Origin of the sequence: Kitasatospora sp. NPDC059599, from assembly GCF_042735125.1 — a bacterium.
Lineage (GTDB): Bacteria > Actinomycetota > Actinomycetes > Streptomycetales > Streptomycetaceae > Kitasatospora.
Map to the genome: position 1 here is coordinate 23086 of NZ_JBHWCL010000075.1, position 21333 is coordinate 44418.

The window sequence follows — 21333 nt, forward strand, 5'->3', positions numbered from 1 at the left end:
CCGGCGCGCTCCGACGGAAGGGCCCCGACCGTGCTGACCCTCGCGATCCTCGGCTTCCTGTACGACCAGCCGCTGCACGGCTACGAACTCAAGTCCCGGATCACCGGCCTGACCGGGCACGTCCGGCCGGTCAGCGACGGCGCGCTCTACCCCGCCATCGCCCGGCTGGAGAAGGCCGGCCTGCTCTCCCGCCGCAGCGAACCCGGCACCGGCGCAGCGCCGCGCCAGACCCTGGAACCGACCGTGGACGGCCGGGCCGAGCTGCTGCGGCGGCTGGCCGACCCGGAACAGGCCGAGATCACCGACCAGATCAGGTTCTTCACGCTCACCACGTTCCTGCACCACCTCGCCGACCCGGTCCGGCAGGCCGCCGTCCTGCGCCGCCGGCTGGCCTTCCTGGACGCGCCGAGCAGCTTCTTCTACGACGGGGAAGGCCGGCCGGTCAGCGCCGAGCAGGAGCCCAATCCGTTCCGGCGCGGCATGCTGCTCGTCGCCCGGGCCTCCACCGCCGCCGAGCGGGCCTGGCTGACGGAGACCATCGCGGAGCTGGAGCGATCCGGACGGCCCGCCTGACCCGGACGCCGCCGCCCTCCGGGAACGCCCCAACGCCCGAACGGCCGAACGGAATCAGGTCCTTCCACACCTGGCCCCAGCGGGCCCCCGCGTGGCTATGATGATCCGCCTCACGTCCTCGGCGTCCCTCCGCGGCGTGATCCGCCACCGCGCCCCGCCGTCCCCCTGGAGGCCGCCGTGCCCACTGCCGAGACCGCAGCCGCCCGCCCCGCACCGATGAAGCGGGACGACATCCCCGGCTGGTTCTTCAGTCTCGATCGGGCCGCCTTCGGCCACCTGCTGTCCGCCCAGACCACCACCGGCGTCACCGGCGACATCCTGGAGCTCGGGAGCTACCTGGGCCGCAGCGCCGTCCTGCTCGGCGACCACCTGCGGCCGGGCGAGCGGCTGACGGTCTGCGACCTGTTCGACTCCGAGGCCGGCGACGAGGACAACGCCGCCGAGATGGACATGTCCTACCGGAAGACGCTGACCCGAAGCGCCTTCGAGGCCAACTACCTGGCCTTCCACAGCGAACTGCCCGAGATCGTGCAGGCGCCCACCTCGGTGCTGGCCGACGGCCGGATCCCGGCCGGCAGCTGCCGGTTCGTCCACGTCGACGCCTCCCACCTGTACGAGCACGTCGCCGGCGACATCGCCGTCGCGCGGGCCGCGCTCACCGGGAACGGCCTGGTCGCGCTGGACGACTACCGCTCCGAGCACACCCCCGGCGTCTCGGCGGCGGTCTGGGAGGCGGTCTTCACCGGCGGACTGCGCCCGGTCCTGCTCACACCGATGAAGTTCTACGGCACCTGGGGCGACGCCGCGGCGGCCCGGCAGGTCCTGCTGGCGCGGGACTGGCGGGCCGACGGCTACACGGTGGACGAGGACACCATCGCCGGGGCGCGCGTCCTGCGCCTCAACTACCAGGTCAAGGCCCCGGTCCTGCGCTCCGCCCCGCGCCGGCTGGCGCTGGAGCTGCTGCCGCCCGTCGCCACCAAGGCGACCCGCCGGATGCTCAGGACGCTGCGCGAGCGGCGCGCGGCGCCGCCGGTGGCCAGCGCCTGAACCCGGCCGCCCGGCCTCTCCACCCACCGACCCGTCCGCCCGGCCGGTCCGCCCGACCCGCCCCGCCCGCCCGCCCGCCGTCGGACCGCCGCAGGTCAGCGCCCGGCGGTCGGCGGGAGCGGGCGGTGCCCGTTCCCGCTCCCGCTCCCGCTCCCGCCGACGACTCCGGCGCGGACACCTCCCCCGGACCCGGGTGCGCGCTCCGGACGCACGGGCCGGGACCCGGGCGACCCCCTCGCGGCCGTCGACCGCCGGGACGACGTGCCGCACCTCGCACGGCACCCGATCACCCGGACAGCCGCGCCGACCTTCCCGTCCCGGAACCCTTGACGCCCGCGCGGCATACGAAAGTGTTTTACGCCTTTCCTATTGTCGCCGATACCTTCACTCCAACGTGGGAATCTCCTTTAAAGATTTGCCCACGGAACATTAAAGGCCGCATAGTGATGACACCTCGGTTTGGTCTAGCGAACACCAAGTTCAGGCAAAGTCATCCGGATGAGGAGAAGGCCTTGTTCCACGGAACCACGACGACGGACACCCCCGGACAGCGCCTCCGCGCGGAGATCGCGGGCCCCGGCACCACGCCCCTGATCGGCGTCTACGACATGTACTCGGCCTCCATCGCGGCCGAGCACTACAACGGCATGTTCGTCTCCGGCTTCGGCTTCGCGGCCTCCTACTACGGGCTGCCCGACATCGGCTTCATCGCCTGGCCGGACATGGTCGGCTTCGTCGAGCGGCTGCGCGGCGCTTTCCCCCGGCACCACCTCCTGGTCGACATCGACGACGGCTACGTCGATCCCGAGGTGGCCTGCCACGTCGTGCGCAGGCTCGAACGCATCGGCGCCTCGGGCGTGATCCTGGAGGACCAGAAGCGGCCGCGCCGCTGCGGCCACGCGGACGGGAAGCAGGTCCTCCCGCTGGAGGAGTACCTGGAGAAGCTGGAGCTCGTTCTCGCCAACCGGACGGACCTCGTGGTGGTTGCCCGCACCGACGCCACCGAGGAGGAGGACATCCTGCGCCGCGCCCGGGCGCTCGCCGCGACGGACGCCGACGTGGTACTGGTCGACGGCGTGCGCAGCGAGGAGTGGATCCGCCGGATCCGCGCGGTGGTCGGCGACAAGCCGCTGTTGTTCAACCAGATCGCGGGCGGCAAGTCCCCCCGGCTGTCGCTCTCGGAGCTGACGGAGCTGGGGGTGGACGTCGCCATCTACAGCACACCGTGCCTCTTCGCGGCGCACCGGGCGATGGAGGAGGCGCTGGCGGGGTTGAAGGTCGCCGACGGGCGGCTGCCCGCCGCAGCGGAGGAGGACCGGCAGATCGGTGTGCGGGAGTCCACCGAGTTGCTGGAGCGGAACATCGCCCGCTCTCGGGAGCTGACGGCGGTGACGGTGTGACGGCCGGTCGGCGCGGGCCCGCCCCGCCCTCGGCGGCCGCCGCCCTGCGGGCCGGTGTGCTGGGGGTGGCCGGAGCGTGCGCCCTGCTCGCGGCCGGCGCCGCACCCGCGGCGGCGGGCGGGTCCCTGATCACCGTCGTGGACAACTCCAACGCCGATTCGTGGCTGGAGGTCGACCGGACGGCCAATCTCCAGAACGGCAGCGGTTCGGCGGGCAGCGACCACGACGGCGCGGGCTCGCTGGTCGGCGGTCTCCTGGGTCCGGCGCCGCCGGCCGGGCCCGCGCGCCGCCCGGTGACGGGAGGCGGTCCGTGACCGACCGTCCGGCAGGCTGGGACCAGCCGGAGCGACCGCCAGGGCAGCGTCGGCACGGGCAACGCCGCCACGGGCAACACCGCCAGGGGCAACACCGGCCTGCGCTGGGCGCGCGTGTGCAGGTGCCTCGGTGGCTCGATCCGTACCTGGCGGCGTTGGCCGGGACGGTCGGCCTGGCCGCGCTGTTCCCGGCCTCCGGCGGGTCGGCGCGGGTCGCCGGGTCGGCCTGCGACCTCGCGGTGACACTGCTGTTCTTCCTCTACGGCGCCCGGCTCTCGACCCGCGAGACGCTGGCCGGTCTGCGGCACCTGCGGTTGCACGGGCTGGTCCTGGCCGCCACCTTCGTCCTCTTCCCGCTGCTCGGGCTCGCCACGGCACTGCTCACCCCGGTACCGCTGACCGCGCCGCTGCAGACCGGGGTGCTGTTCCTCTGCCTGGTGCCCTCGACGGTGCAGTCCTCGGTGGCGCTCACCGGCGCCGCCGGGGGCGACGTCCCGGCGGCGATCTGCGCGGGCACCTACTCCGGCCTGGCGGGGCTGTTCCTCACCCCGCTGCTGGCGGCCCGGCTGCTGGGCTCGCACACGGAGCTGTCCGCCGACGGGCTGCTGCGGATCGGGCTCCAGCTGCTCGCCCCGTTCCTGCTGGGGCAGTTGCTGCGACCGTGGATCGGCGGGCTGCTGGACCGTCACCGGCGGTCCCTGGCCCCGGTGGACCGCGTGTCGATCCTGCTCGTGGTCTACACGGCGTTCAGCGCGGCGGTGGCCCAGGGCATCTGGCGCCTGGCCACGCCGGTCGCCCTGCTCGGGCTCCTCGCGGTGCTGCTGTCCCTGCTCGCCGCCGCTCTCGCGGCCACCGCACTCGGGGCGCGGCTGCTGGGGCTCGACCGGTCCGCGAGCATCGCGGCCGTTCTGTGCGGTTCGCAGAAGAGCCTGGCCAACGGCCTGCCGATGGCCACGGTCCTGTTCGGGTCGCAGGCGGGGCTGATGGTGCTGCCGCTGATGCTCTACCACCAACTGCAGCTGGTGGCCGGAACGGTCCTCGCCGGGCGCTGGTCCCGGGTGCCGGCCGCAGCCGCACCCACGGATCGGCCCGGCGCGCAGCAGGACGACGGGCATCAGGACGACGGACAGGCGCCGTCCGCGCTCACCGGTCCGGTCGTGCCACCAGCACCCGGGTGACTCCCCGGCGCAACCGGGCCGAGGCCCCGGGCAGGTGCACCAGCCAGTGCAGCCGCTCGGCCGTGGGCTCCGGCCTCCGGGCCAGTTCCAGCACCGCCGCGTACGGGCGCGCGTCCTCCCTCAGCCGCGTGGCCAGGAGATCGATGAACCCGTCCAACGCCTCGCCCGTGAGGGCGGGGTGCGCGGCGATCAGTTCGAGCAGGAGGTTCTCGTTCCAGGTGGTGTTGCGCCGGAGGGACAGCGAGACCAGCAGGTCGGTGGGCGCGGCGGCGTTCTTGGCGATCGCGTGCCAGACGAACGGGTACTCGCCCCGGGCCAGTCGGCGCAGCACGTCCGGGTTCGAGGTCCGTTCAGCCAGCCGCCGGTAGTCTCCGCCGTCGTGCAGGTGGCCGAGCGCCTCGATGTCGTCCATCGCGTCCGCGGCGTTCACCAGGGCCCTCGCCGCGGTGCCCGTCGGGTCCGCATGGCCGGTCGCGTTCGCGGTGCATGTCTTGTCCGCGGTGCCCGTCGGGCTGGTGTCGTTCATGTCGAGGCGTGACCCTAGCAGGCAGCCGCGGACTCACCCCGCGGGGGTGCTGAGGGTCGCGGCCGGCAGGACGGGCAGCGGGCCCGGGGGCGGCATCGTCCAGGCGTCCGGGGCGGGGGCGAACGGCCCCCTGCGGTCCAGGAGTTGGGCGAGGGCTGCCTCACGGGCGCGCTCCACCTGACGGTGGGTGGCCTCGTCGATCAGGCCGAGGCGCCGGGCCTGGGCGTACTCGTCCTCGTCCTTCCAGGTGTGCGTCGCCAGATCGGGGGTGATCACCAGGTCCAGGAAGAGGTCGAGGGTGTCGATGCCGATGGCCGTCCGCCGGTAGGGGCGCTCGAAGTTGACGTACCAGCGCAGCGGCCGGCCCTCGGGCGTCAGGAAGCGGTGCACGCTGTACGGCTCGCCGGCGACGAACCGGCTGAGCACCACGGTGTCGCGCCAGACCCAGTGGTCGAGTTCCCACTGACCGGCGGCGAGGTCGTCGATGCCGCGCTTGCGGACCGCGACGTCGCCCGCCCGCCGCGCGGTGGTCCAGCTCGACGGGGCCAGGCTCGCGATGCCGGGGCGGGCGGTCATCGTCAGGTCGGCGCCGTCGTCGGCGAGGACGGTGTACGGCATGGCCGTCCAGACCCGGCCGTACGCGATGTCCCGGCGGACGGCGGTACTCCCGGGGGTGAAGCGCTCCGCGGTCACCGGACGTAGTAGGCCCGGTTGTGGGCGGCGACCGGCGGGGACTGGTAGGTCCAGGCCCCGGCGGCCGGGGCGTCGGCGATCAGGTGGGCGAGGTCGCGGGCGGACTCCTCGGCGGGGTTGCCGAGGTCGAGCCGGACGCGGTCGGCGGTGCGGTCGTCCAGGGCGTAGTAGCGGTAGGGCTGGTACACGGTGAGCGGCCCGGCGAGGAGCTTGCCCTCGTCGTCGGTGCCGTAGCCGGTGATCGGGGTGTTGGTGACCGCTTCGGGGGTGAGGCCGGCCAGGTTCACGTCCAGGGCGAGGAGTTCCTCGTCGTGGCGGTCCAGCCCGTCGGGCCCGAGGCCGGCGCGGCGGCAGGACACGGTCCAGCGTTCGCGCACGGCGGGCGCGTTGAGGGAGGGCAGCGTGGTCTCGAACCAGCCCGGGTGCTTGGGCTCGGCGTAGAGTCGGCGTCCGGCGTCGATGGCCAGCAGGTTGTCGCAAAGCACGTGCAGCCGGGCGATGCCGAGCAGTTTGGTCTGGTCGTACCCCCGGGCGTACTGGCCGTAGTTGACCACCGGGATCCGGTCCTCGGCGAACAGCGGGTGGGCGATCAGGTTGATCTCCAACTCCTGGGTGATGCCGCCGCCGTTCGGGTACTGGGCGAAGTAGAGCTGGTAGTTCAGCGACACGCAGGCCCCGCCGTCGAACGCGGCGGCCTGCAGCCCGGGGTGGCGCTTGCCGAGCAGTTCGCGGGCCCGCTCGTGGTCGACCAGGTAGTCGACGCCGATGTTGTGCAGCGCGCCGTAGTGGAACGGCAGGTGGTACGGCTCCGGTACGGGCGGCAGCGGCATGCCGGTCATGAGGGCTCCGAGGACGAAGGGGGTACGGGGGTACGGGACGTGGCCGGTGTCGTGACGGTCGCCGGCCGGTGCAGCTCCAGCAGGTCCCGGTGCATCCGCTCGGCGCTGCGCAGCGCGAGCGCGGCCATGGTGAGCGAGGGGTTGGAGGTGCCGAGCGAGGGCATGGAGCCGCAGCCGACGGCGTACAGGTTGGGGTGGTCCCAGCAGCGCTGCCAGTGGTCGACCACGGAGGTGGCGGGCGAGTCGCCCATGATGTGGGTTCCGCCGGCGTGGCCCGCGCCCCGGTAGCCGTGGACCGCTCCCCGGTGCTCCAGCCGGCCCGGCCAGCCCTCCGCCGGGTAGGCGGTGTGGTCCTCGGCGCCCAGCAGGGCGAAGAGCTGGTCGGAGACGGCCCGGGCGGAGGCCATGCCCTCGCGGACGTAGTCGGACAGGTCGTAGCGGACGGCCGGCGCGGGGAGGCCGAGCGGGTCGCGCCGGTCCGGGTCGAGGGTGACCCGGTTGGCCGGGTCGGCGGGCTGTTCCAGTTCGAACTGGAGCGAGAACTGGCGGCCGAGCCGGTCGCCGAGGCGTTCGCGCAGTTCCTTGCCGCGCAGTCCGGCGGCGAGCATCGCGGCGGCCTCCGCCTCCGGCGGCCCACCGGCCCAGGACCAGCCCCAGTTGCCGATCTCGATCCGGAACGGGGCCCGGCGGTCGCGCCCGGGGCCGAAGCGGAAGGCCTCCAGGCCGCTGGTGGAGCCGGGCCCCCGGTGGGGGCCGACCGGGCGGGGCATCAGGCCCCAGGTGAGCAGGGCCGGGTGGTCCATCAGGTTGCGCCCGACCTGGTCACTGCGCTCGGCCAGACCGGAGAGCAGCAGCAGCCGGGCGTTCTCGATCGCGTGCGCGGCGAGCACCACCAGGTCCGCCGCCACCCGGTGGGTCGCACCGCCGGACAGGTACTCGACTCCCCCGGCACGCCCGGTCCGCGGGTCGGCGAGCACCCGGGCGACCACGGCCCCGGTGCGCAGCTCGACCCCGGAAGCCCAGCGTGCCTGGGTGCGCAGCGGGGTGTACTTGGCGCCGCTCGGGCAGGCCGGGACACAGCCGGCGCTGCCCGCGCAGAGCGGTCCGTCGGCGGAGCCGGGACGGACCGGCACCCCGGTGGTCGGCACCCCGTTGCGGGCGTGCGGGGTGTGGGTGACGGCGAGCCGGGCGGGCCCGGGCACGACGGGGTCGCGGACCGTCCGGCCGTCGAGGGCGTCGGCCAGCTGCCGGTCGAGGAAGCTGGCGGGGATGGCGCGCATCGGGAAGGCGTAGTCGTCGGGGATGGGCAGTCCGACGGCGCTGCGCTGCTCCCCGGCGTCGGCGGCGACGCCGAGTTCGTGCTCGGCGTCGCGGTAGTGCGGCTCCAGGTCGTGGTAGCCGATCGGCCAGTTGCGGCCGTGTCCGAGGTCGCCGGTGCGGAAGTCCTCGGGGTGCATGCGCGGGGCGAGTCCGGTCCAGAGCAGGCCGGTGCCGCCGTTGGCGCGCAGGTAGCCGCTGGCGTACGGCAGCGGCCCGTACTGGCGGAGGTGTCCGGTGGCGGTGAAGCCGCCGCCGGGCAGTCCGGTGAGGTCGGTGACGTCGGGTGACGGCGCCTCGGGGTTGTGCGGGTAGGGCGAGGTGGGTGGTCCGCCGCCGGCCGCGCGGTGGGCGGCCGAGGCTTCGGCACCGGTGGGCGCGGGTCGTCCCGCCTCCAGGACGAGCACCCGCCACCCCTGTGCGCCGAGGCGGTGGGCGACCAGGCTCCCGGCGAAGCCGGCGCCGACCACGACGGCGTCCCAGTGGGCGGTCACCGGCTCTCGTCCCGTCGGGCCGCCGCGCCCCGGGGCGCGTCGGCCCAGCTGCCGTACCCGGGCGCGGCGGCCCCGGGCGGGACGGCCCGGAAGGTCCGCCAGACCAGGCCCCGGTCGTGGGCGCGGGCGGAGCTGGGCGCCTCGCCGGGCCAGGCGCCGACGTACCAGAGGTGCACGAGGGCGTGCTCGTCCCGGACCCGGTGGGCCAGCACGGTGCGGTGGTGCTCGTCCGCCATGCCGGTGGCGCGCAGTTCGGGCACGTCGAAGCCCGTGAGCTCGGCGCAGACGCGCAGGAACTCGTCCAGGTCGGCCAACTCGTCGGCCTCGGCGGCCTCGACGGGGTCCCAGCGCTCCGCGAGGTCGTAGTCGGCGGGGCGGTCGTCGGACACGGACACGCGGGTACCCCCACGATCGGCAGCGGATGGCCAGGGAAGGAACGGCTGGCCAAGACATGACAGGCCCGGAGGGCCACGCCTCGTCGCACGGCCCGGCCTGTCACCGCGATCCTGCCTCCCGCCCTCACCACCGGAAACCCGTTGCCCGAATCTGCCCGGACTTGATCACCAGTCGCCCGATCGACGACCCGCATCGTTCGCATCCCGCCCGTTTCCGGACCGTACCGGTCGGTGCCGCACTGCACGGCCCGCGCTCCGGACGTCAGTCCAGGGAGCGCACCGCTGCCAGGACGTCCAGGCCCAGCTCCGGGTCCGCGTCCTCGGGCAGGCTGACGGAGAGCCGGGTGACCAGGCCCGCGTACCGGCGCCGCACCTCCCGGGCCACTTCCTCGACCGAACCGGACACCGCGAAGGCGTCGAACACCTCGTCGTCGATCAGCGCGGCCATCTCCGCCCAGCGCCCGCGCACCGAGTGGGCGTGCAACTCCTCCTGCAGGTCCTCCCAGCCGTGCTGCGCCAGCACCGGACGGTAGGCCGGCGTGGAGGCGTAGAAGGCGAGCCGCTCGCGCGTCGCGGCGCGGCCGGCCGCCAGTTCCTCCTCGGTGCGTCCGACGGCGGTGAGCACGTTGCCGACGACCTCGAACGGCCGCTCCGTCCACGCGGCGCCCTCCGCCTCGGCCCGCGCCCGCTCCTCGGTCAGGCCGGGCAGCACCTGCTCGGCCAGGTACGCGGTGGAGGAGAACGGGTGACTCAGGAAACCGTCGGCCACCGCCCCGGCGGTGCGGGTCATCAGCGGCCCGACGCCCGCCAGCAGGATCCGCGGCACCCCGGCCGGGACCGGGTCGGGCGAGAAGACCGGCGTCATCACCGTGTGGGTGTAGAACTCGCCCCGGAAGCGCAGCCGTTCACCGGTCTGCCAGCTGTGCCAGATCGCCCGCACCGCGTGCACGTACTCGCGCATCCGGACGGCCGGACGGTCCCAGGGCATCCCGAAGCGCTTCTCGATGTGCGGCTTGACCTGGGAGCCCAGCCCGATGACGGCCCGTCCGCCGGAGGCCGCGTGCAGCCCCCACGCCTGGTAGGCGAGCGTCATCGGGGTGCGGGCGAAGGCCACCGCGATGCCGGTGGCCAGTTCGATCGACGTGGTCCGGTCGGCGGCGCGGGCCAGCTGGAGGAACGGGTCGTACGCCGTCTCGGCGACCACCAGCCGGTCCATGCCCCGGCGTTCGGCGCGCTCGGCGGCGTCCAGGATTCCCGCCGGGTGTCCGGAGGCGGTGGCGTCGAGGCGGAGGGCGGCGGGTCGGAGGGCGGCAGGGTGGAGGGCGGCGGGTCGGTCCATGGCGGTGCTCCTGGTCACGGGCGGCGGTGCTACCCGGGCAGCCTGCCACGACCGTCGGCGCCGGCCGGCCCGGGCGCACCGCCCGGGCGGGCCCGGCCCGCGGCGGCTACGCCTGCAGCAGCTTCAGCAGTTCGGCGGCCACCAGCGCGGAGGAGGCCGGGTTCTGGCCGGTCACCAGGTTGCGGTCGACCACCACGTGCGGCGCCCAGGCCTCGCTCTCCCGGAAGTCCGCGCCGAGGGCGACCAGCCGGTCCTGGAGCAGCCAGGGCGCCCGGTCCGCCAGACCGGCCTGGGTCTCCTCGGCGTTGGTGAAGCCGGTCAGCCGGTACCCGGCGAACGGCGAACCGCCGTCCTCGGTGCGGGCGGCGAGCAGCGCGGCCGGGCCGTGGCAGACCACGCCGAGCGGGCGGCCGGACGCCAGTGCCGCGGTCAGCAGCCGGCCGGAGTCGGCGTCGACCGCCAGGTCCTCCATCGGGCCGTGGCCGCCCGGGTAGAAGACGGCGTCGTAGTCGGCCGGGTCGGTCCCGGCGAGCACGCGCGGCCGGCGGAACTCCTCGATCGCCTCCAGCGCCGAGGCGATCGCCGGGTCGGTCAGGCTGGCCCGGTCGGCGACCGGGACGACGCCACCCGGCGTGGCGACGACGACCCGGTGCCCGGCCGCGGTCAGGGCCTGGTACGGGACGACGGCCTCCTCCGCCCAGAAGCCGGTCGGGTGCTTGGTGCCGTCGTTCAGGGTCCAGACGTCCGAGCCGGTCAGGACGAACAGGATGTCGGCCATCGTGGGTGCCTCCAGTGGTGCGTTCCCCGCCGCGACGACCCCCGCCGCGGCGCTCACACCGTCGACGCTAGACCCGGCGGGCCCACGGGAACCAATGGGCCACGCGATGCGAGGCATCGGAATTCCGATGCCTCGCACGGTCGGCCCAGCCATCGGGATCCCGTACCCTCGCGGCATGAGCGATCGGACGACGAGCGATCGGACGGCGGGTGGTCGGACGGCGGGTGGTCGGACGGCGAGCGGTCGGACGGCGAGCCGCCCCACCACGAGCCGCCCGAGCACGGAGGACCGGCTGCTGCCCGGCTCCGGCCCGCTGGACCTCAACCAGCTGCGGACCTTCCTCGCCGTGCACCGCGCCGGATCCTTCACCGCGGCCGCACACCTGCTGGGCCTGTCCCAGTCCACGGTGACCGCGCAGATCCGCGCGCTGGAGCAGCGGCTCGGCCGGGAGTTGTTCGAGCGCCGGGCGCGCGGGGTCAGTCCGCTGCCGTACGCCGACGACCTCGCCGCCCGCCTGGCGGTCCCGCTGGACCAGCTGGCGGGCCTCGCCGACGGACGCGGCGGTGGCGTCCCGGAGCCGGTCCACCTGGCCGGGCCGGCGGAGTTCCTCGGCACCGTCCTGCTGGCGGAGCTCGCACCGCTGGTCGCCGAGGGGGTCCGGCTCCGGGTGACCGGCGGGCTGACGGACCCGCTGCTGGAGGAACTGCGGGCCGGTCGGCACGACCTGGTGATCGCCACCCGGCGTCCGCGCGGCCGCACGCTGCTCTCCGAACCCCTGGCCGACGAGGAGTTCGTCCTGGTCGCCGCACCCGCGTGGGCCGACCGGCTGGCCGGCCGGGACCTGCCCGAGGCGCTGGCCGAGGTGCCGCTGCTCAGCTACGCCGAGGACCTGCCGATCGCCCGCCGCTACTGGCGGCACGTCTTCGACCGGCGACTGCACGCCCGGGCCGCACTCACCGTGCCGGACCTGCGGGCGGTGCTGGCGGCGGTGACGGCGGGCGCGGGCTGGAGCGTCCTGCCCGGCTACCTCTGCCGGGCCGAACTCGCCTCCGGAGCGCTGCGGTTGCTGCACGAGCCGGCCGACCCGCCGATCAACACCGCCTACCTGGTCCGGCGGCCGGCCGGGTCCGCCAACCCCCACGTCTCCCTGGTCCGCGAACACCTGCTGGCGGCGGCCCGCGCCTGCTGAGCCCCGGACCGCCGACCCGGCCGGCGGCGGCGCAGCAGCCCCGCCGCCACGGCGAGCAGCCCACCGCACACCGCCCACAGCACGACCTCGGTGCGCCCGACCGGCTGTCCGGGGAAGCGCGCGCCCGGCCCGGCCGGCTGTGGGCCGAACCGCGACGTCAACTCGCCCGCGTCCAGCGTCACCTGCTTGACCGCCGACTCGCCGAACGCCGCCGTGGTGTCGATGTGCACGCCCGACACCGGGTAGGGGAAGCGCTGCCAGAACACCCCGGCCTCCTGACGGGCGACGGACAGGGCCTCCTCCGGGTCGTGCTCCTTCCCCGAGTAGCGGACGTCGAGCCGGTAGCCGGCGGTCGTCCGGTCGCCCACGGTGAAGCAGGCGAAGACCGGCAGGGCGTCCCGCAGTTCGTCCACGCCGGGGAAGCCCGGGTCACACGGCCCGTTCCAGTCCGGGGCGGTGGCGGCACCCCAGCCCGCCAGCGCCGCGGCCACCAGGAGCGCCGCCACCCGGGCCCTGGGCACCCGCCGGGTCCCCGAGCCGTCCGTCGCACGGGCTGTCGGGCGGGCTGTCGGGCGGGCCGTCCGCCGGGTCGGCGGGCGCCGCGCCTCGCGGGCCGGGGCGGGTCTGTCGTCGCTGCTGTCCATCGGTCCGTCCACGCAGAATGATCATCGCCGCCGGGTCGGCGGGGGTACAGCATGCCGGAGCGGCGCCCCGGCCGCTGCGCCGGGGTACCGGTCGGCCGGCACCGCCCTTGTCAGATCGCCAGGTCCCGGCGTTCCAGCAGCCGGAACGCCGCCAGCAGACCGAGCAGGCCGACCCCGACCAGCACGCCCAGCGCCGCCCACGGCACCCCGCCGTGGCCGAGCACGTCGCCCGGGGCGTAGTAGTGGAACGGGCTGAGGTAGCGCAGCGGCCGGGCCGGCGCCCAGGCCAGCGCGACGAAGTTGAGCGCGAAGCCGACCGCCCCGAAGACGACCGCCGCACCGACCACGTACGCCCGCCGCCGGCTGAGCGCGGACACCGCCAGCACCGGCCCGGTCAGGCAGAACGCGAGGGCGCAGCCGAGCAGTCCGGCCGTGAACACCGCGCCCTCCGGGACGGCGGCGCGCAGCTTCGGGGAGAACGCCACCCCGAGTGCGATGGTCAGCGTGGCGGCGGCGTTGAGCAGCACCGAGGCGGCGATCATGGCACCCGCCCGTTCGGCGAGCAGCCGGCGCCGGGAGACCGGGCGGGTCATCAGCAGCTCGATGGTGCCGGATTCGACGTCGGCCGCGACGGCGGCGGCACCGAGCGAGCCGATCACGGTGAGCTGGAGGGCGATCCAGAACGGGTGGGTGAGTCCGGCGCCGAGCAGTCCGGGGTAGCTGGCGATGGAGATGTCGCCGTTGGAACCGCTGAACGCCTTGAAGGCACCGGGCGGGTTGCGGCGGGCGGCGCCGAACAGGTCGCCGGGCGCGACGGTCCCGGCGATCACCACGATCAGGGTCTCGAAGACGACCATGCCCAGCAGCAGCGAGAGCAGCATCCGGCGGCGCCGGTGCAGGGCGAGCCAGACCAGGGGGAGGCGGCGGCTGACGGTGCCCGGGTTCACGGCTGCTCCTCGGTCGTCGGCGGACGGTCGTCAGTCGGACGGGCGCCGTCGACACGGCTCCGGTCATCGGGGTCGCCGGTCGGACGGGCGCCGGTCGGACGGGCGTCGTCCGAGCCGTCGTCGTCCGAGCGGTAGAGGTCGAGGAAGGCCTCGTCCAGGCCCGCCTCCTCCACGGTCAGGTCGGCCACCGGCAGTTCGGCCAGCAGGCCGCGCACGGCCGGGACCACCTCGTCCGGCGGCACCAGCAGTTCGACCCGCCCGCCGTCCCAGCGCGGGGACCACCGCTCGGCGGCGCCGAGCGGCCGGGCGCCCAGTCCGTCGGCGAGGACCAGCCGGACCTTCCGGGCCCGGGCTTCGCGCAGTTCGGCGACCGAGCGGACGGTCACCAGCCGGCCGTGCCGCACGATGGCGACCCGCCCGCAGGTGCGCTGCACCTCGGGCAGCACGTGGCTGGAGAGCAGGACGGTCCGCCCGGCGGCCGTCTCCTCGGCGAGCAACTCGTAGAAGGTCTCCTGGACCAGCGGGTCCAGCCCCTCGCTCGGCTCGTCCAGCACCACGACGGCGGGCCGGTGCTGGAGCGCCTGGACGAGCCCGAGCTTCTGCTTCATACCGCGCGAGTACTCCCCCACCGGGCGCGCCAGGTCGGCCCGGGAGAGCTTCAGCCGTTCGCACAGCTCCCCTTGGCGCGGCACCGGGGCGCCCTGGAGGGCGGCGAGCAGGTCGAGGGTCTGGCGCCCGGTGAGTTCGGGGTAGAGCCGCAGTTCGCCGGGCAGGTAGCCGATCGAGGGGGCGAGCCGGCGGTGGTCGGCCACCGGGTCCAGGCCCAGCACCCGCACCCGGCCGCCGGTCGGGCCGAGCAGACCGACCAGGCAGCGCAGGGTGGTGGTCTTCCCGGCGCCGTTGGGGCCGAGCAGGCCGAACACCTCGCCGGCCGCCACGGACACGTCCAGTCCCTCGATGCCGACCGTGCTGCCGTACCGCTTGGTGAGCGAGGTCAGCTCGATCACCGGCCCGGTTCCGTTGCCTGGCATGGACCACCTCCTGTGACGGGTGCGTCGGCCATCAAAGCGCCCGCGGGACGGCCTGTCGAGAGACCCGGCCGGGACGACCGGGTGCAGACCGGCGGCGGGCGGCGGACCGGCGGACCGCCCCGACGCGCGGACCGAAGGCGGGCAGCGGACCGGCGGCGGGCAAAGAGCGGGCGGCGGGCAGAGAGCGAGCAGGGGCAAGCAGCGGCGGAAGCGAAGGCGGGCGGCGGGCACCCGGTTCACCCCTTGCACACGCCCAGCGGCACCAGCCTCACGACCTGCCGGGCCAGCCCGGCCGCCTCCGTGACGGCGGCGACCGCGTCGACGTCCTTGTACGCCTCGGGGGTCTCCTCGGCCAGCGCCCGCCACGAGGCGGGGCGCACCGCGATGCCCCGCGCCTCCAGATCGCTCCCGAGCTGCTCGCCGCGCACCGTGCGCAGTGCCTGGTGCCGGCTCAGCACCCGGCCGGCGCCGTGGCAGGCGGAGCGGAAGGCCTCGTTGCCGGGCAGGCCGACCATGACGTACGAGGCGGTGCCCATGGTGCCGGGCACCAGCACCGGTTGGCCGGCGTCGACCAGGTCGGCGGGCAGGTCGGGGTCTCCGGGCGGCAGCGCGCGGGTGGCGCCCTTGCGGTGGACGCACAGCGTCCGGGGCGCGCCGTCCACCTCGTGGGTCTCCAGCTTGGCGAGGTTGTGCGAGACGTCGTAGACCAGCTCCAGTCCGACGCCGAGCGCGGTGGCGAAGGCGCGGCGGGCCGCCTCGGAGAGGAGTTGCCGGTTGGCGCGGCCGTAGTTGGCGGCGGCGGTCATCGCGCCCAGGTAAGCGCGGCCGCGCGGCGAGTCGACCGGGGTGCAGGCGAGTTGGCGGTCCGGCAGGTCGATCCGGTGGTGGTGCAGTTCGCGGTCCATGGCGCGCACGTGGTCGGTGCAGATCTGGTGGCCGAGGCCGCGCGAGCCGCAGTGGATCATGACGCAGACCTGGCCGGGCCGCAGTCCGAAGGCGGCCGCGGTGTCCGGGTCGGTCACCCGGTCGACGGCCTGCACCTCCAGGAAGTGGTTGGCCGAGCCGAGGCTGCCGACCTGCTGCAGCCCCCGCTCGACGGCCCGGGTGCTCACCTCCCCCGGGGCCGCGCCGTCCAGCACCCCGCCGTCCTCGCAGCGCTCCAGGTCGCGCGGCACGCCGTGGCCGTGCTCGACGGCGTAGCGGGCGCCGCCGAGCAGCAGGTCGTCCAGTTCCCCGGGCCCGGACAGCTGCCACAGTCCGCCCCGGCCGAGGCCGCGCGGGACGGTGCGGTCCAGCAGGTCCATCAGGCGGCGGATCCGCTCGTGGTCCAGTTCGTGCCGGGCGACGCCGGCCGCCAGCAGCCGGACCCCGCAGGAGATGTCGAAGCCCACCCCGCCGGGCGAGACCACCCCGCCCCGGGCGACGTCGGTGGCCGCGACCCCGCCGATCGGGAAGCCGTAGCCCCAGTGCACGTCGGGCATCGCGTAGGAGGCGCGGACGATCCCGGGCAGGGTCGCCACGTTGGCCACCTGTTCCAGCGCCTTGTCCCCGGCGGCCTGCGGCAGCAGTGCGGCGGACGCGAACACGATGCCGGGCACCCGCATCGGCGGGCGCGGTTCGATCCGCCAGCGGTGCCGGCCCGCCTCGGTCAGTGCGATCTCCACCTCGCTCACCCCGTTCCCGCGGACGGCGCCCGCTGCCGCGGTCTCCGCCGCTCGGTTGTTCCGCCGCCCGGTTGCTCCGGCACTCCCCGGGCTCAGACGTCCACGGTGACCCGGCAGGTCCAGCCGTGCGGCCCGGCGCACAGGTCCAGGTCGTGCAGCGAGACGGCCTTCGGCACGGCTCCGACCAGGGCCGCGGTCGCGGTGTCCGCCATCCGGAACCGCACCGCGACGGTCCGGGCGCCGTCCGGCCCCTCGATGCCGCCGACCGCCACGGCGACGGGCAGTTCGCCGTGCGCGTCCATCCGGTACACGACCTCCTCCAGGACGCCCGCCAGCAGGTCCGCGTCGCTCGCCGCGACGACGGTGCAGCCGCGCTCGCCGACGATCCGCGCACCGCTCAGGTCGGCGAAGCTGTGCACGACACCGTGCACCAGCTCGCCGATGCAGCCCTCGGCCGTCGGCGCCCAGGCCTCCACCCGCAGGTCGGCCGTGTGCGGCACGCTGCGGTGACCGCTCCCGGACCGGCCCGCGGGCTCGTGTCCGTCCACGGGAGACGCCTCCCGAACCCGCTGCTTCCCGAACCCGTTGCTTCGCGGACCCGCTGCTTCCGAGTCCACTGCTTCGCGAACCCGTTGCCGTCCTTCCCTCCAGCGTCGTCCTGCGGACGGCCCGGGGGCAAGTGCGGCGGGACCCCAGCGGGTCCCCGTCCCCGTCGTCCCCGTCCCCGGCGAGCGGCGGCTGCCCCTCTTCCCGGCGTCGGTCTCGCTTCCCGGCGTCGCTCTCGATCGGAATCAAGGGCGCCGACCCAGGTGCCGTCCGCCGGGGGCTCCCACCCGGACTCGTCCCCAGGACGGTCGCGAGGCGGTCCGCCGGCGCCGGGTCTCCGAGCCCTACCCCTCCTCGCCGGTCGGTGAGACCCGGGGCGCGATCCGCCGGACCTCGATCCGGCCTCGGTCGACGAGGTTCGGCCTCGGTCGACGAGGTCCGGCAGGGCGCCGGCGATGTCGTCCGGCGGGCGGTCCCGGTCCTCCTCGTCGAGGTCGCCCCGGAATCCCGGGAGGATGTCGGCCTCGAACGGATCGACCATGAAGGCCTTCGCGAGGCCGGACAGTTCGGCCCGCTCCTGCGCGCTCACGCGGGAGGCCTCCCACCCGACAACTACGGCGCGGTGCCCTGCGGGGCGAGGTACGCGGCGGTCAGGTCGGGGGTGGCCAGCCAGGCGGCGTGGTCGCTCGGTTCGGCGTAGGTGTTGGCGAGGCGGCGGGCGACCTCCTCGCGCTCCGCGGCGGCCGCGAACACACCCTGCAGGTGGTCCGGCATGGTCAGCATCGTGGCGGTGAACCCGACGGCGTGGCGGGCGTGCTGCTGCCAGAACCGCTCGGCGGTGCGGCACATCCAGTCGGCCGTGAACGGAGCGTCGCCGTGCTCGACGACGGCCCGCCGGCAGGCCTCCGCGGCGCGGGCCGCGCTGTTGGCGCCCTGGCCGGTGATCGGGTCGTTCACCACCACCGCGTCGCCGAGGCCCAGCACGTGGACGGCGTCCACGCCCGATCCCAGTTCGGCCACCGTGCGGCGGACCGTCGGGGTGACCGCGCCGGACAGCCCGGCCCCGGCGTCGGTCGGCTCGGCGGCCGTCCAGAGCTCCGCCTCCCACGGGAGGTACTCGCCCAACAGGGCGCGGATCCTGTCCAGTCGGACGTCGGGCGCCGGGTCGTCGCCGAACACGTCCAGCGGGCTGCCGGGCAGCGCCTCCCACAGCAGGACCGAGCAGGGACCGGAGTGGGTGAGCGCCGGCTGCAGGTACAGCTCCCCCAGGCCAGGCAGGGCGTGCATCCGGGCCCTGGGCCCGGCGGCCGGGTCGGGCGCGTCGACGCCGTGCGCGTACAGGCAGGACAGGTTCCGCTGCGGCCGGTCGAACGGCGAGCGGCCGGCGTCGCGGTCGAAGATCCCGGCCAGTTCGCCGCGCCCGGCCGCGACCACGGTCAGCTCGTGCCGGCGGGCCAGTTCGTGCAGTCCCTCCCGGTCCAGCGCGCGGTACTCGACCCGGGCACCGCGCTCCGCCAGCAGCTCCAGCCACCCGGCCAGCTTGAGCCGCTGGTCCACCGACTGGGCGGGCTCGTCGAGCGTCATGGTGAACTCCAGCGCCCGGACGGCGGGCGGCGCCACCAGCACCGCGTCGACCGAGGAGACGGCGGGCGCCCGGTCCGCCCAGAGGTCCAGCCCGGCCGCCGCCTCGATCCGCAGCGCCGGGCCGAACATCGCCTGGGTGGACAGCACCCGGCCGCCGCGCACCTGCTCGGGGGTGCGTTCGGCGACCAGCGTCACCTCGTACCCGTCCGCCACCAGCCCGAGCGCGAACTGCAGGCCGGCCTGGCCCGCTCCGACGACGGCGATCCGGCGCAACACGGCCTCCCGGTGCTCTGCTGACCGTCTGCTGACGGCCCGTCACGCTGGCACAGTAGCCGAGCCGACGGGGTTCGGTCACCCGTGCGGAGGGCCGGTTCCGGGCAGGCTCAGCCGTGCAGGCGGCTGACGACCAGCTGCACGACCTCGGCGATCCGGTCGGCCAGGTAGAAGTGCCCGCCCGGGAAGACCCGCAGGTCGAAGCCGCCGGTGGTGTGCCGGTCCCACTGGCCGACCTGCTCCACCGTGGCGTTCGGGTCGGTCTCCCCCACCAGGCCGGTGATCGGCACCGACACGGTCGCGTCCCGGGCGCAGCGGTACGTCTCGATGGCGGTGTAGTCGGCCCGCAGGGCGGGCAGGATCAGTTCCTTCAGCGCGGGGATGTCGAGGATCCGCTCGTCGGTGCCGCCGAGTTCGACGATCTCGGCGAACAGTTCGTCGTCCGGCAGCGTGTGCACCTCGCTGTCCCGAGGAAGCGAGGGCGCGCGGCCCGCCGAGACGAACAGCCGCTCGGGCCCCTTCACGCCGTTGCGCTCGAAGCGCCGCGCGGTCTCGAAGGCGACGGCCGCGCCCATGCTGTGGCCGAAGAAGAGGAACGGCCGGTCCGTCCAGTCCTGCAGCTCGCGGAACAGCTCGTCGGCGAGTTCGTCCACGGAGCTGATCGTCGGCTCCAGGAAGCGGTTCTGCCGGCCCGGGTACTGGACGGCGAGCACGTCCGCGTGCGGCGCCAGCGCGTTGGCGTACTCCAGGTAGTAGCTGGCCGAGCCGCCGGCGTGCGGGAAGATCACGACCCGGGCGGGCGCGGAGTCGGACGGGTTGAACCGGCGGAACCACGGGTTGTCGACGGCAGCGCTGCTGGGCATGCGGGGTGTGGCCTCTCTCCGTGACGGACTGTGCTGCTCCCAGTCTGTCAGCGCGCAGGCCGCCACGGGGTGTTGTGGTGATCACGCACCCCGGCCGACGGCCATCCATCCGTCCGTCCCCCACCCGTCGGCCCCGTCCGTGGGTTCCCCGTTCGTCCGTCGGTTCCCCGTCCGTCCGTCAGTCCTCCTCCTGCCACTCCTCCCACGGGTCGGTCTCCGGCTCACGCTCGGCCTCGCGGTCCGGCTCGGTGACCCAGCCCGCCGCGAGGACCAGACCGGAGGTGCGGTGGACCGCGAGGAAGCCGAAGGGGCGACCGAAGCCGACCCGGGCGATCCGCTGCTGGTAGGGCGGGCGGCGGGTCGTCGCGGCGGCGCCGATCGCCACGCCGAGGGCGGTCACCGAGGCGGCCCGGAAGCCGCGCGGGCCGAAGGTGGCGGTGGCCCGCTGGCGGGCGCTGTTCAGGTACAGCGGCTCGCCGTCCGCGAGGCCGGGCAGCCGGTGCTCGGTCTCGGAGCGGGCGCTCAGCGTCTTCAGGCCGAAGACCGCCTTGTGGGCCAGCAGGTCGTGGTCGGCCTCGACGGTGAACTGCGGGACGACCACCGAGAGCAGGTCCTCCGGCTGGTACCGCGCGATCCGGGCGATCGTGAGACCGGGGCCGGGGGCGCCGTCGGGCAGGCGGTCGGCCGTGGTCCGCCGGTGTCGTTGGCCCAGCACCTCGATCCCGGCGGCCAGCACCCGGCCGGGCCGGGCGTCGGGCTCGCCGAGCAGCAGGTGGACACTGATGTCGCCGTAGCCGAGCACCCTGGCCTCGGTGACGAGGCCCGCCGGCGTCTCCAGGACGGCGACCCGGTCGAGCATCGACGTCCACCGCGACAGGTAGCGGACGGGCTCGCCCCAGGCGTCGTCCACGCCGTACGGCACGCCGTGGACCTCGTCGAAGCGGCGGATCCAGTCGGTGCGGACGGTGAGTGCGGCGGCCAGCACCAGCCGGGTGTCCCGGTCCACCTCCACCGGCAGCGCGTCGATCAGGCCGTCCGTGGCGTTCCTGGCCCAGGCGTCCAGCTGCCGACGGTCCTCCGGCACGTCACCGGTCAGCCGCCGGTGCAGGGCCGGCGGGAGCCCGGACAGCCACTCGGGGCGCGGCCGCAGGCGCCGCGAGGTCCAGAGGCCGAGCGCGGAGCCGACCACCGGGACGTCCCGCAGCAGGCCGAGGAGATCCCGGGCACGGTCGGCGGCGGCCTCCGGCGGCATGCCGAGCGCCTGCGCCAGCTCGCCCCGGACCTCGGGGCTCCCGGCCGGGGCCAGCAGTCCGAGCAGCGGCCAGACACCGGCCGGCATCAGGACCGTCCCCTCCGCCGGGTCGGTCCGCTCGACCCATCGCACGCCCAGTGCGTTGGCCGCCCGTACGGCGTCGGCCTTGCCCATCCGTCCCCCTGCGCTCCGTGGTGCGTGTTGCATGGTGTGCGTTGTGCGTTGTGCGTTGTGCGTTGTGCGTTGTGCGTTGTGCGTTGTGCGTTGTGCGTTGTGCGTTGTGCGTTGTGCGTTGTGCGTTGTGCGTTGCGCGTTGCGCGTTGCGCGTTGCGCGTTGCGCGTTGCGCGTTGCGCGTTGCGCGTTGCGCGTTGCGCGTTGCGCGTTGCGCGTTGCGCGTTGCGCGTTGCGCGTTGCGCGTTGCGCGTTGCGCGTTGCGCGTTGCGCGT

At 75.0% G+C, this 21333-nt stretch carries 21 protein-coding genes; 6 read left to right on the plus strand and 15 right to left on the minus strand.

Annotated elements, in window-relative coordinates; all coding sequences use genetic code 11:
- Window positions 1-30: 30 nt before the first annotated feature.
- The 5 genes from ACFV04_RS24790 (at window position 31) to ACFV04_RS24810 (ending at window position 4512) form a co-directional block, all read left to right on the plus strand.
- Window positions 31-573, plus strand: a complete 543-nt coding sequence (locus ACFV04_RS24790; RefSeq protein ID WP_380532387.1) for a PadR family transcriptional regulator — start codon at window positions 31-33, stop codon at window positions 571-573.
- A gap of 177 nt (window positions 574-750) precedes the next feature.
- Window positions 751-1620, plus strand: coding sequence for a class I SAM-dependent methyltransferase (locus tag ACFV04_RS24795; protein ID WP_380532355.1), 870 nt, complete (start codon window positions 751-753; stop codon window positions 1618-1620).
- 512 nt (window positions 1621-2132) lie between these two features.
- On the plus strand, window positions 2133-3020 hold the full coding sequence (locus ACFV04_RS24800) for an oxaloacetate decarboxylase (RefSeq protein ID WP_380347066.1): 888 nt from the start codon (window positions 2133-2135) through the stop codon (window positions 3018-3020).
- A complete protein-coding gene (locus tag ACFV04_RS24805) occupies window positions 3017-3334 on the plus strand; it encodes a hypothetical protein (RefSeq protein ID WP_380347068.1) in 318 nt (105 codons plus the stop codon). The genes ACFV04_RS24800 and ACFV04_RS24805 overlap by 4 nt, the downstream gene beginning before the upstream one ends.
- Before the next feature lie 116 nt (window positions 3335-3450).
- Window positions 3451-4512: a bile acid:sodium symporter family protein gene (locus tag ACFV04_RS24810; protein WP_380532358.1), complete on the plus strand. Its 1062-nt coding sequence runs from the start codon at window positions 3451-3453 to the stop codon at window positions 4510-4512.
- Here ACFV04_RS24810 and ACFV04_RS24815 read toward each other — a convergent pair.
- The 7 genes from ACFV04_RS24815 to ACFV04_RS24845 all read right to left on the minus strand — a co-directional run bounded on the left by ACFV04_RS24815 (window position 4478) and on the right by ACFV04_RS24845 (window position 10893).
- Entirely contained in the window at window positions 4478-5038 is a 561-nt protein-coding gene (locus ACFV04_RS24815) for a hypothetical protein (protein ID WP_380347071.1), read from the minus strand. The two genes, ACFV04_RS24810 and ACFV04_RS24815, sit on opposite strands and share 35 nt — an antisense overlap.
- Before the next feature lie 33 nt (window positions 5039-5071).
- Entirely contained in the window at window positions 5072-5731 is a 660-nt protein-coding gene (locus ACFV04_RS24820; RefSeq protein WP_380347072.1) for a DUF402 domain-containing protein, read from the minus strand.
- Complete coding sequence (locus ACFV04_RS24825; protein ID WP_380532362.1) at window positions 5728-6570, minus strand: hypothetical protein; 843 nt, start codon at window positions 6568-6570, stop codon at window positions 5728-5730. Before ACFV04_RS24825 ends, ACFV04_RS24820 begins: the two co-directional genes overlap by 4 nt.
- Window positions 6567-8381, minus strand: coding sequence for a GMC family oxidoreductase (locus tag ACFV04_RS24830; protein ID WP_380532365.1), 1815 nt, complete (start codon window positions 8379-8381; stop codon window positions 6567-6569). The genes ACFV04_RS24825 and ACFV04_RS24830 overlap by 4 nt, the downstream gene beginning before the upstream one ends.
- The gene (locus ACFV04_RS24835; RefSeq protein ID WP_380532368.1) at window positions 8378-8770 is read right to left on the minus strand and encodes a hypothetical protein; all 393 of its coding nucleotides are present in this window, start codon (window positions 8768-8770) and stop codon (window positions 8378-8380) included. Before ACFV04_RS24835 ends, ACFV04_RS24830 begins: the two co-directional genes overlap by 4 nt.
- A 268-nt stretch (window positions 8771-9038) precedes the next feature.
- Complete coding sequence (locus ACFV04_RS24840; protein ID WP_380347077.1) at window positions 9039-10115, minus strand: TIGR03617 family F420-dependent LLM class oxidoreductase; 1077 nt, start codon at window positions 10113-10115, stop codon at window positions 9039-9041.
- A gap of 106 nt (window positions 10116-10221) precedes the next feature.
- A complete protein-coding gene (locus ACFV04_RS24845) occupies window positions 10222-10893 on the minus strand; it encodes a type 1 glutamine amidotransferase domain-containing protein (RefSeq protein WP_380532390.1) in 672 nt (223 codons plus the stop codon).
- A gap of 175 nt (window positions 10894-11068) precedes the next feature.
- On the opposite strand from ACFV04_RS24845, the gene ACFV04_RS24850 reads away from it, so the two are divergent.
- Complete coding sequence (locus tag ACFV04_RS24850) at window positions 11069-12082, plus strand: LysR family transcriptional regulator (RefSeq protein ID WP_380532370.1); 1014 nt, start codon at window positions 11069-11071, stop codon at window positions 12080-12082.
- Here ACFV04_RS24850 and ACFV04_RS24855 read toward each other — a convergent pair.
- The 8 genes from ACFV04_RS24855 to ACFV04_RS24890 form a co-directional block, all read right to left on the minus strand.
- Window positions 11995-12726 (minus strand): hypothetical protein, encoded by a 732-nt coding sequence (locus tag ACFV04_RS24855; protein WP_380532373.1) that lies wholly within the window; start codon window positions 12724-12726, stop codon window positions 11995-11997. The two genes, ACFV04_RS24850 and ACFV04_RS24855, sit on opposite strands and share 88 nt — an antisense overlap.
- Before the next feature lie 110 nt (window positions 12727-12836).
- Entirely contained in the window at window positions 12837-13673 is an 837-nt protein-coding gene (locus ACFV04_RS24860; RefSeq protein WP_380347083.1) for an ABC transporter permease, read from the minus strand.
- Window positions 13670-14704, minus strand: coding sequence for an ABC transporter ATP-binding protein (locus tag ACFV04_RS24865; protein ID WP_380532376.1), 1035 nt, complete (start codon window positions 14702-14704; stop codon window positions 13670-13672). Before ACFV04_RS24865 ends, ACFV04_RS24860 begins: the two co-directional genes overlap by 4 nt.
- 236 nt (window positions 14705-14940) lie before the next feature.
- A complete protein-coding gene (locus tag ACFV04_RS24870) occupies window positions 14941-16368 on the minus strand; it encodes an RtcB family protein (protein ID WP_380532378.1) in 1428 nt (475 codons plus the stop codon).
- Between the two features lie 92 nt (window positions 16369-16460).
- Window positions 16461-16916 carry an archease gene (locus ACFV04_RS24875; RefSeq protein WP_380532379.1) on the minus strand — a complete coding sequence of 152 codons (456 nt, stop codon included), beginning with the start codon at window positions 16914-16916 and terminating at the stop codon, window positions 16461-16463.
- A 610-nt stretch (window positions 16917-17526) separates the two neighbouring features.
- Window positions 17527-18771, minus strand: coding sequence for a styrene monooxygenase/indole monooxygenase family protein (locus ACFV04_RS24880; protein WP_380532381.1), 1245 nt, complete (start codon window positions 18769-18771; stop codon window positions 17527-17529).
- 110 nt (window positions 18772-18881) lie between these two features.
- Window positions 18882-19634: a thioesterase II family protein gene (locus tag ACFV04_RS24885; protein ID WP_380532383.1), complete on the minus strand. Its 753-nt coding sequence runs from the start codon at window positions 19632-19634 to the stop codon at window positions 18882-18884.
- A gap of 178 nt (window positions 19635-19812) precedes the next feature.
- Entirely contained in the window at window positions 19813-21060 is a 1248-nt protein-coding gene (locus tag ACFV04_RS24890; protein WP_380532385.1) for a serpin family protein, read from the minus strand.
- Window positions 21061-21333: the final 273 nt, after the last annotated feature.

Bases quoted from the DNA above. Each gene is read 5' to 3' on its own strand.
- ACFV04_RS24840 (WP_380347077.1), bottom strand. From the start codon at position 10,115: ATGGACCGACCCGCCGCCCTCCACCCTGCCGCCCTCCGACCCGCCGCC.
- ACFV04_RS24855 (WP_380532373.1), bottom strand. From the start codon at position 12,726: ATGGACAGCAGCGACGACAGACCCGCCCCGGCCCGCGAGGCGCGGCGC.
- ACFV04_RS24845 (WP_380532390.1), bottom strand. From the start codon at position 10,893: ATGGCCGACATCCTGTTCGTCCTGACCGGCTCGGACGTCTGGACCCTG.
- ACFV04_RS24865 (WP_380532376.1), bottom strand. From the start codon at position 14,704: ATGCCAGGCAACGGAACCGGGCCGGTGATCGAGCTGACCTCGCTCACC.
- ACFV04_RS24890 (WP_380532385.1), bottom strand. From the start codon at position 21,060: ATGGGCAAGGCCGACGCCGTACGGGCGGCCAACGCACTGGGCGTGCGA.
- ACFV04_RS24885 (WP_380532383.1), bottom strand. From the start codon at position 19,634: ATGCCCAGCAGCGCTGCCGTCGACAACCCGTGGTTCCGCCGGTTCAAC.
- ACFV04_RS24850 (WP_380532370.1), top strand. From the start codon at position 11,069: ATGAGCGATCGGACGACGAGCGATCGGACGGCGGGTGGTCGGACGGCG.
- ACFV04_RS24825 (WP_380532362.1), bottom strand. From the start codon at position 6,570: ATGACCGGCATGCCGCTGCCGCCCGTACCGGAGCCGTACCACCTGCCG.
- ACFV04_RS24815 (WP_380347071.1), bottom strand. From the start codon at position 5,038: ATGAACGACACCAGCCCGACGGGCACCGCGGACAAGACATGCACCGCG.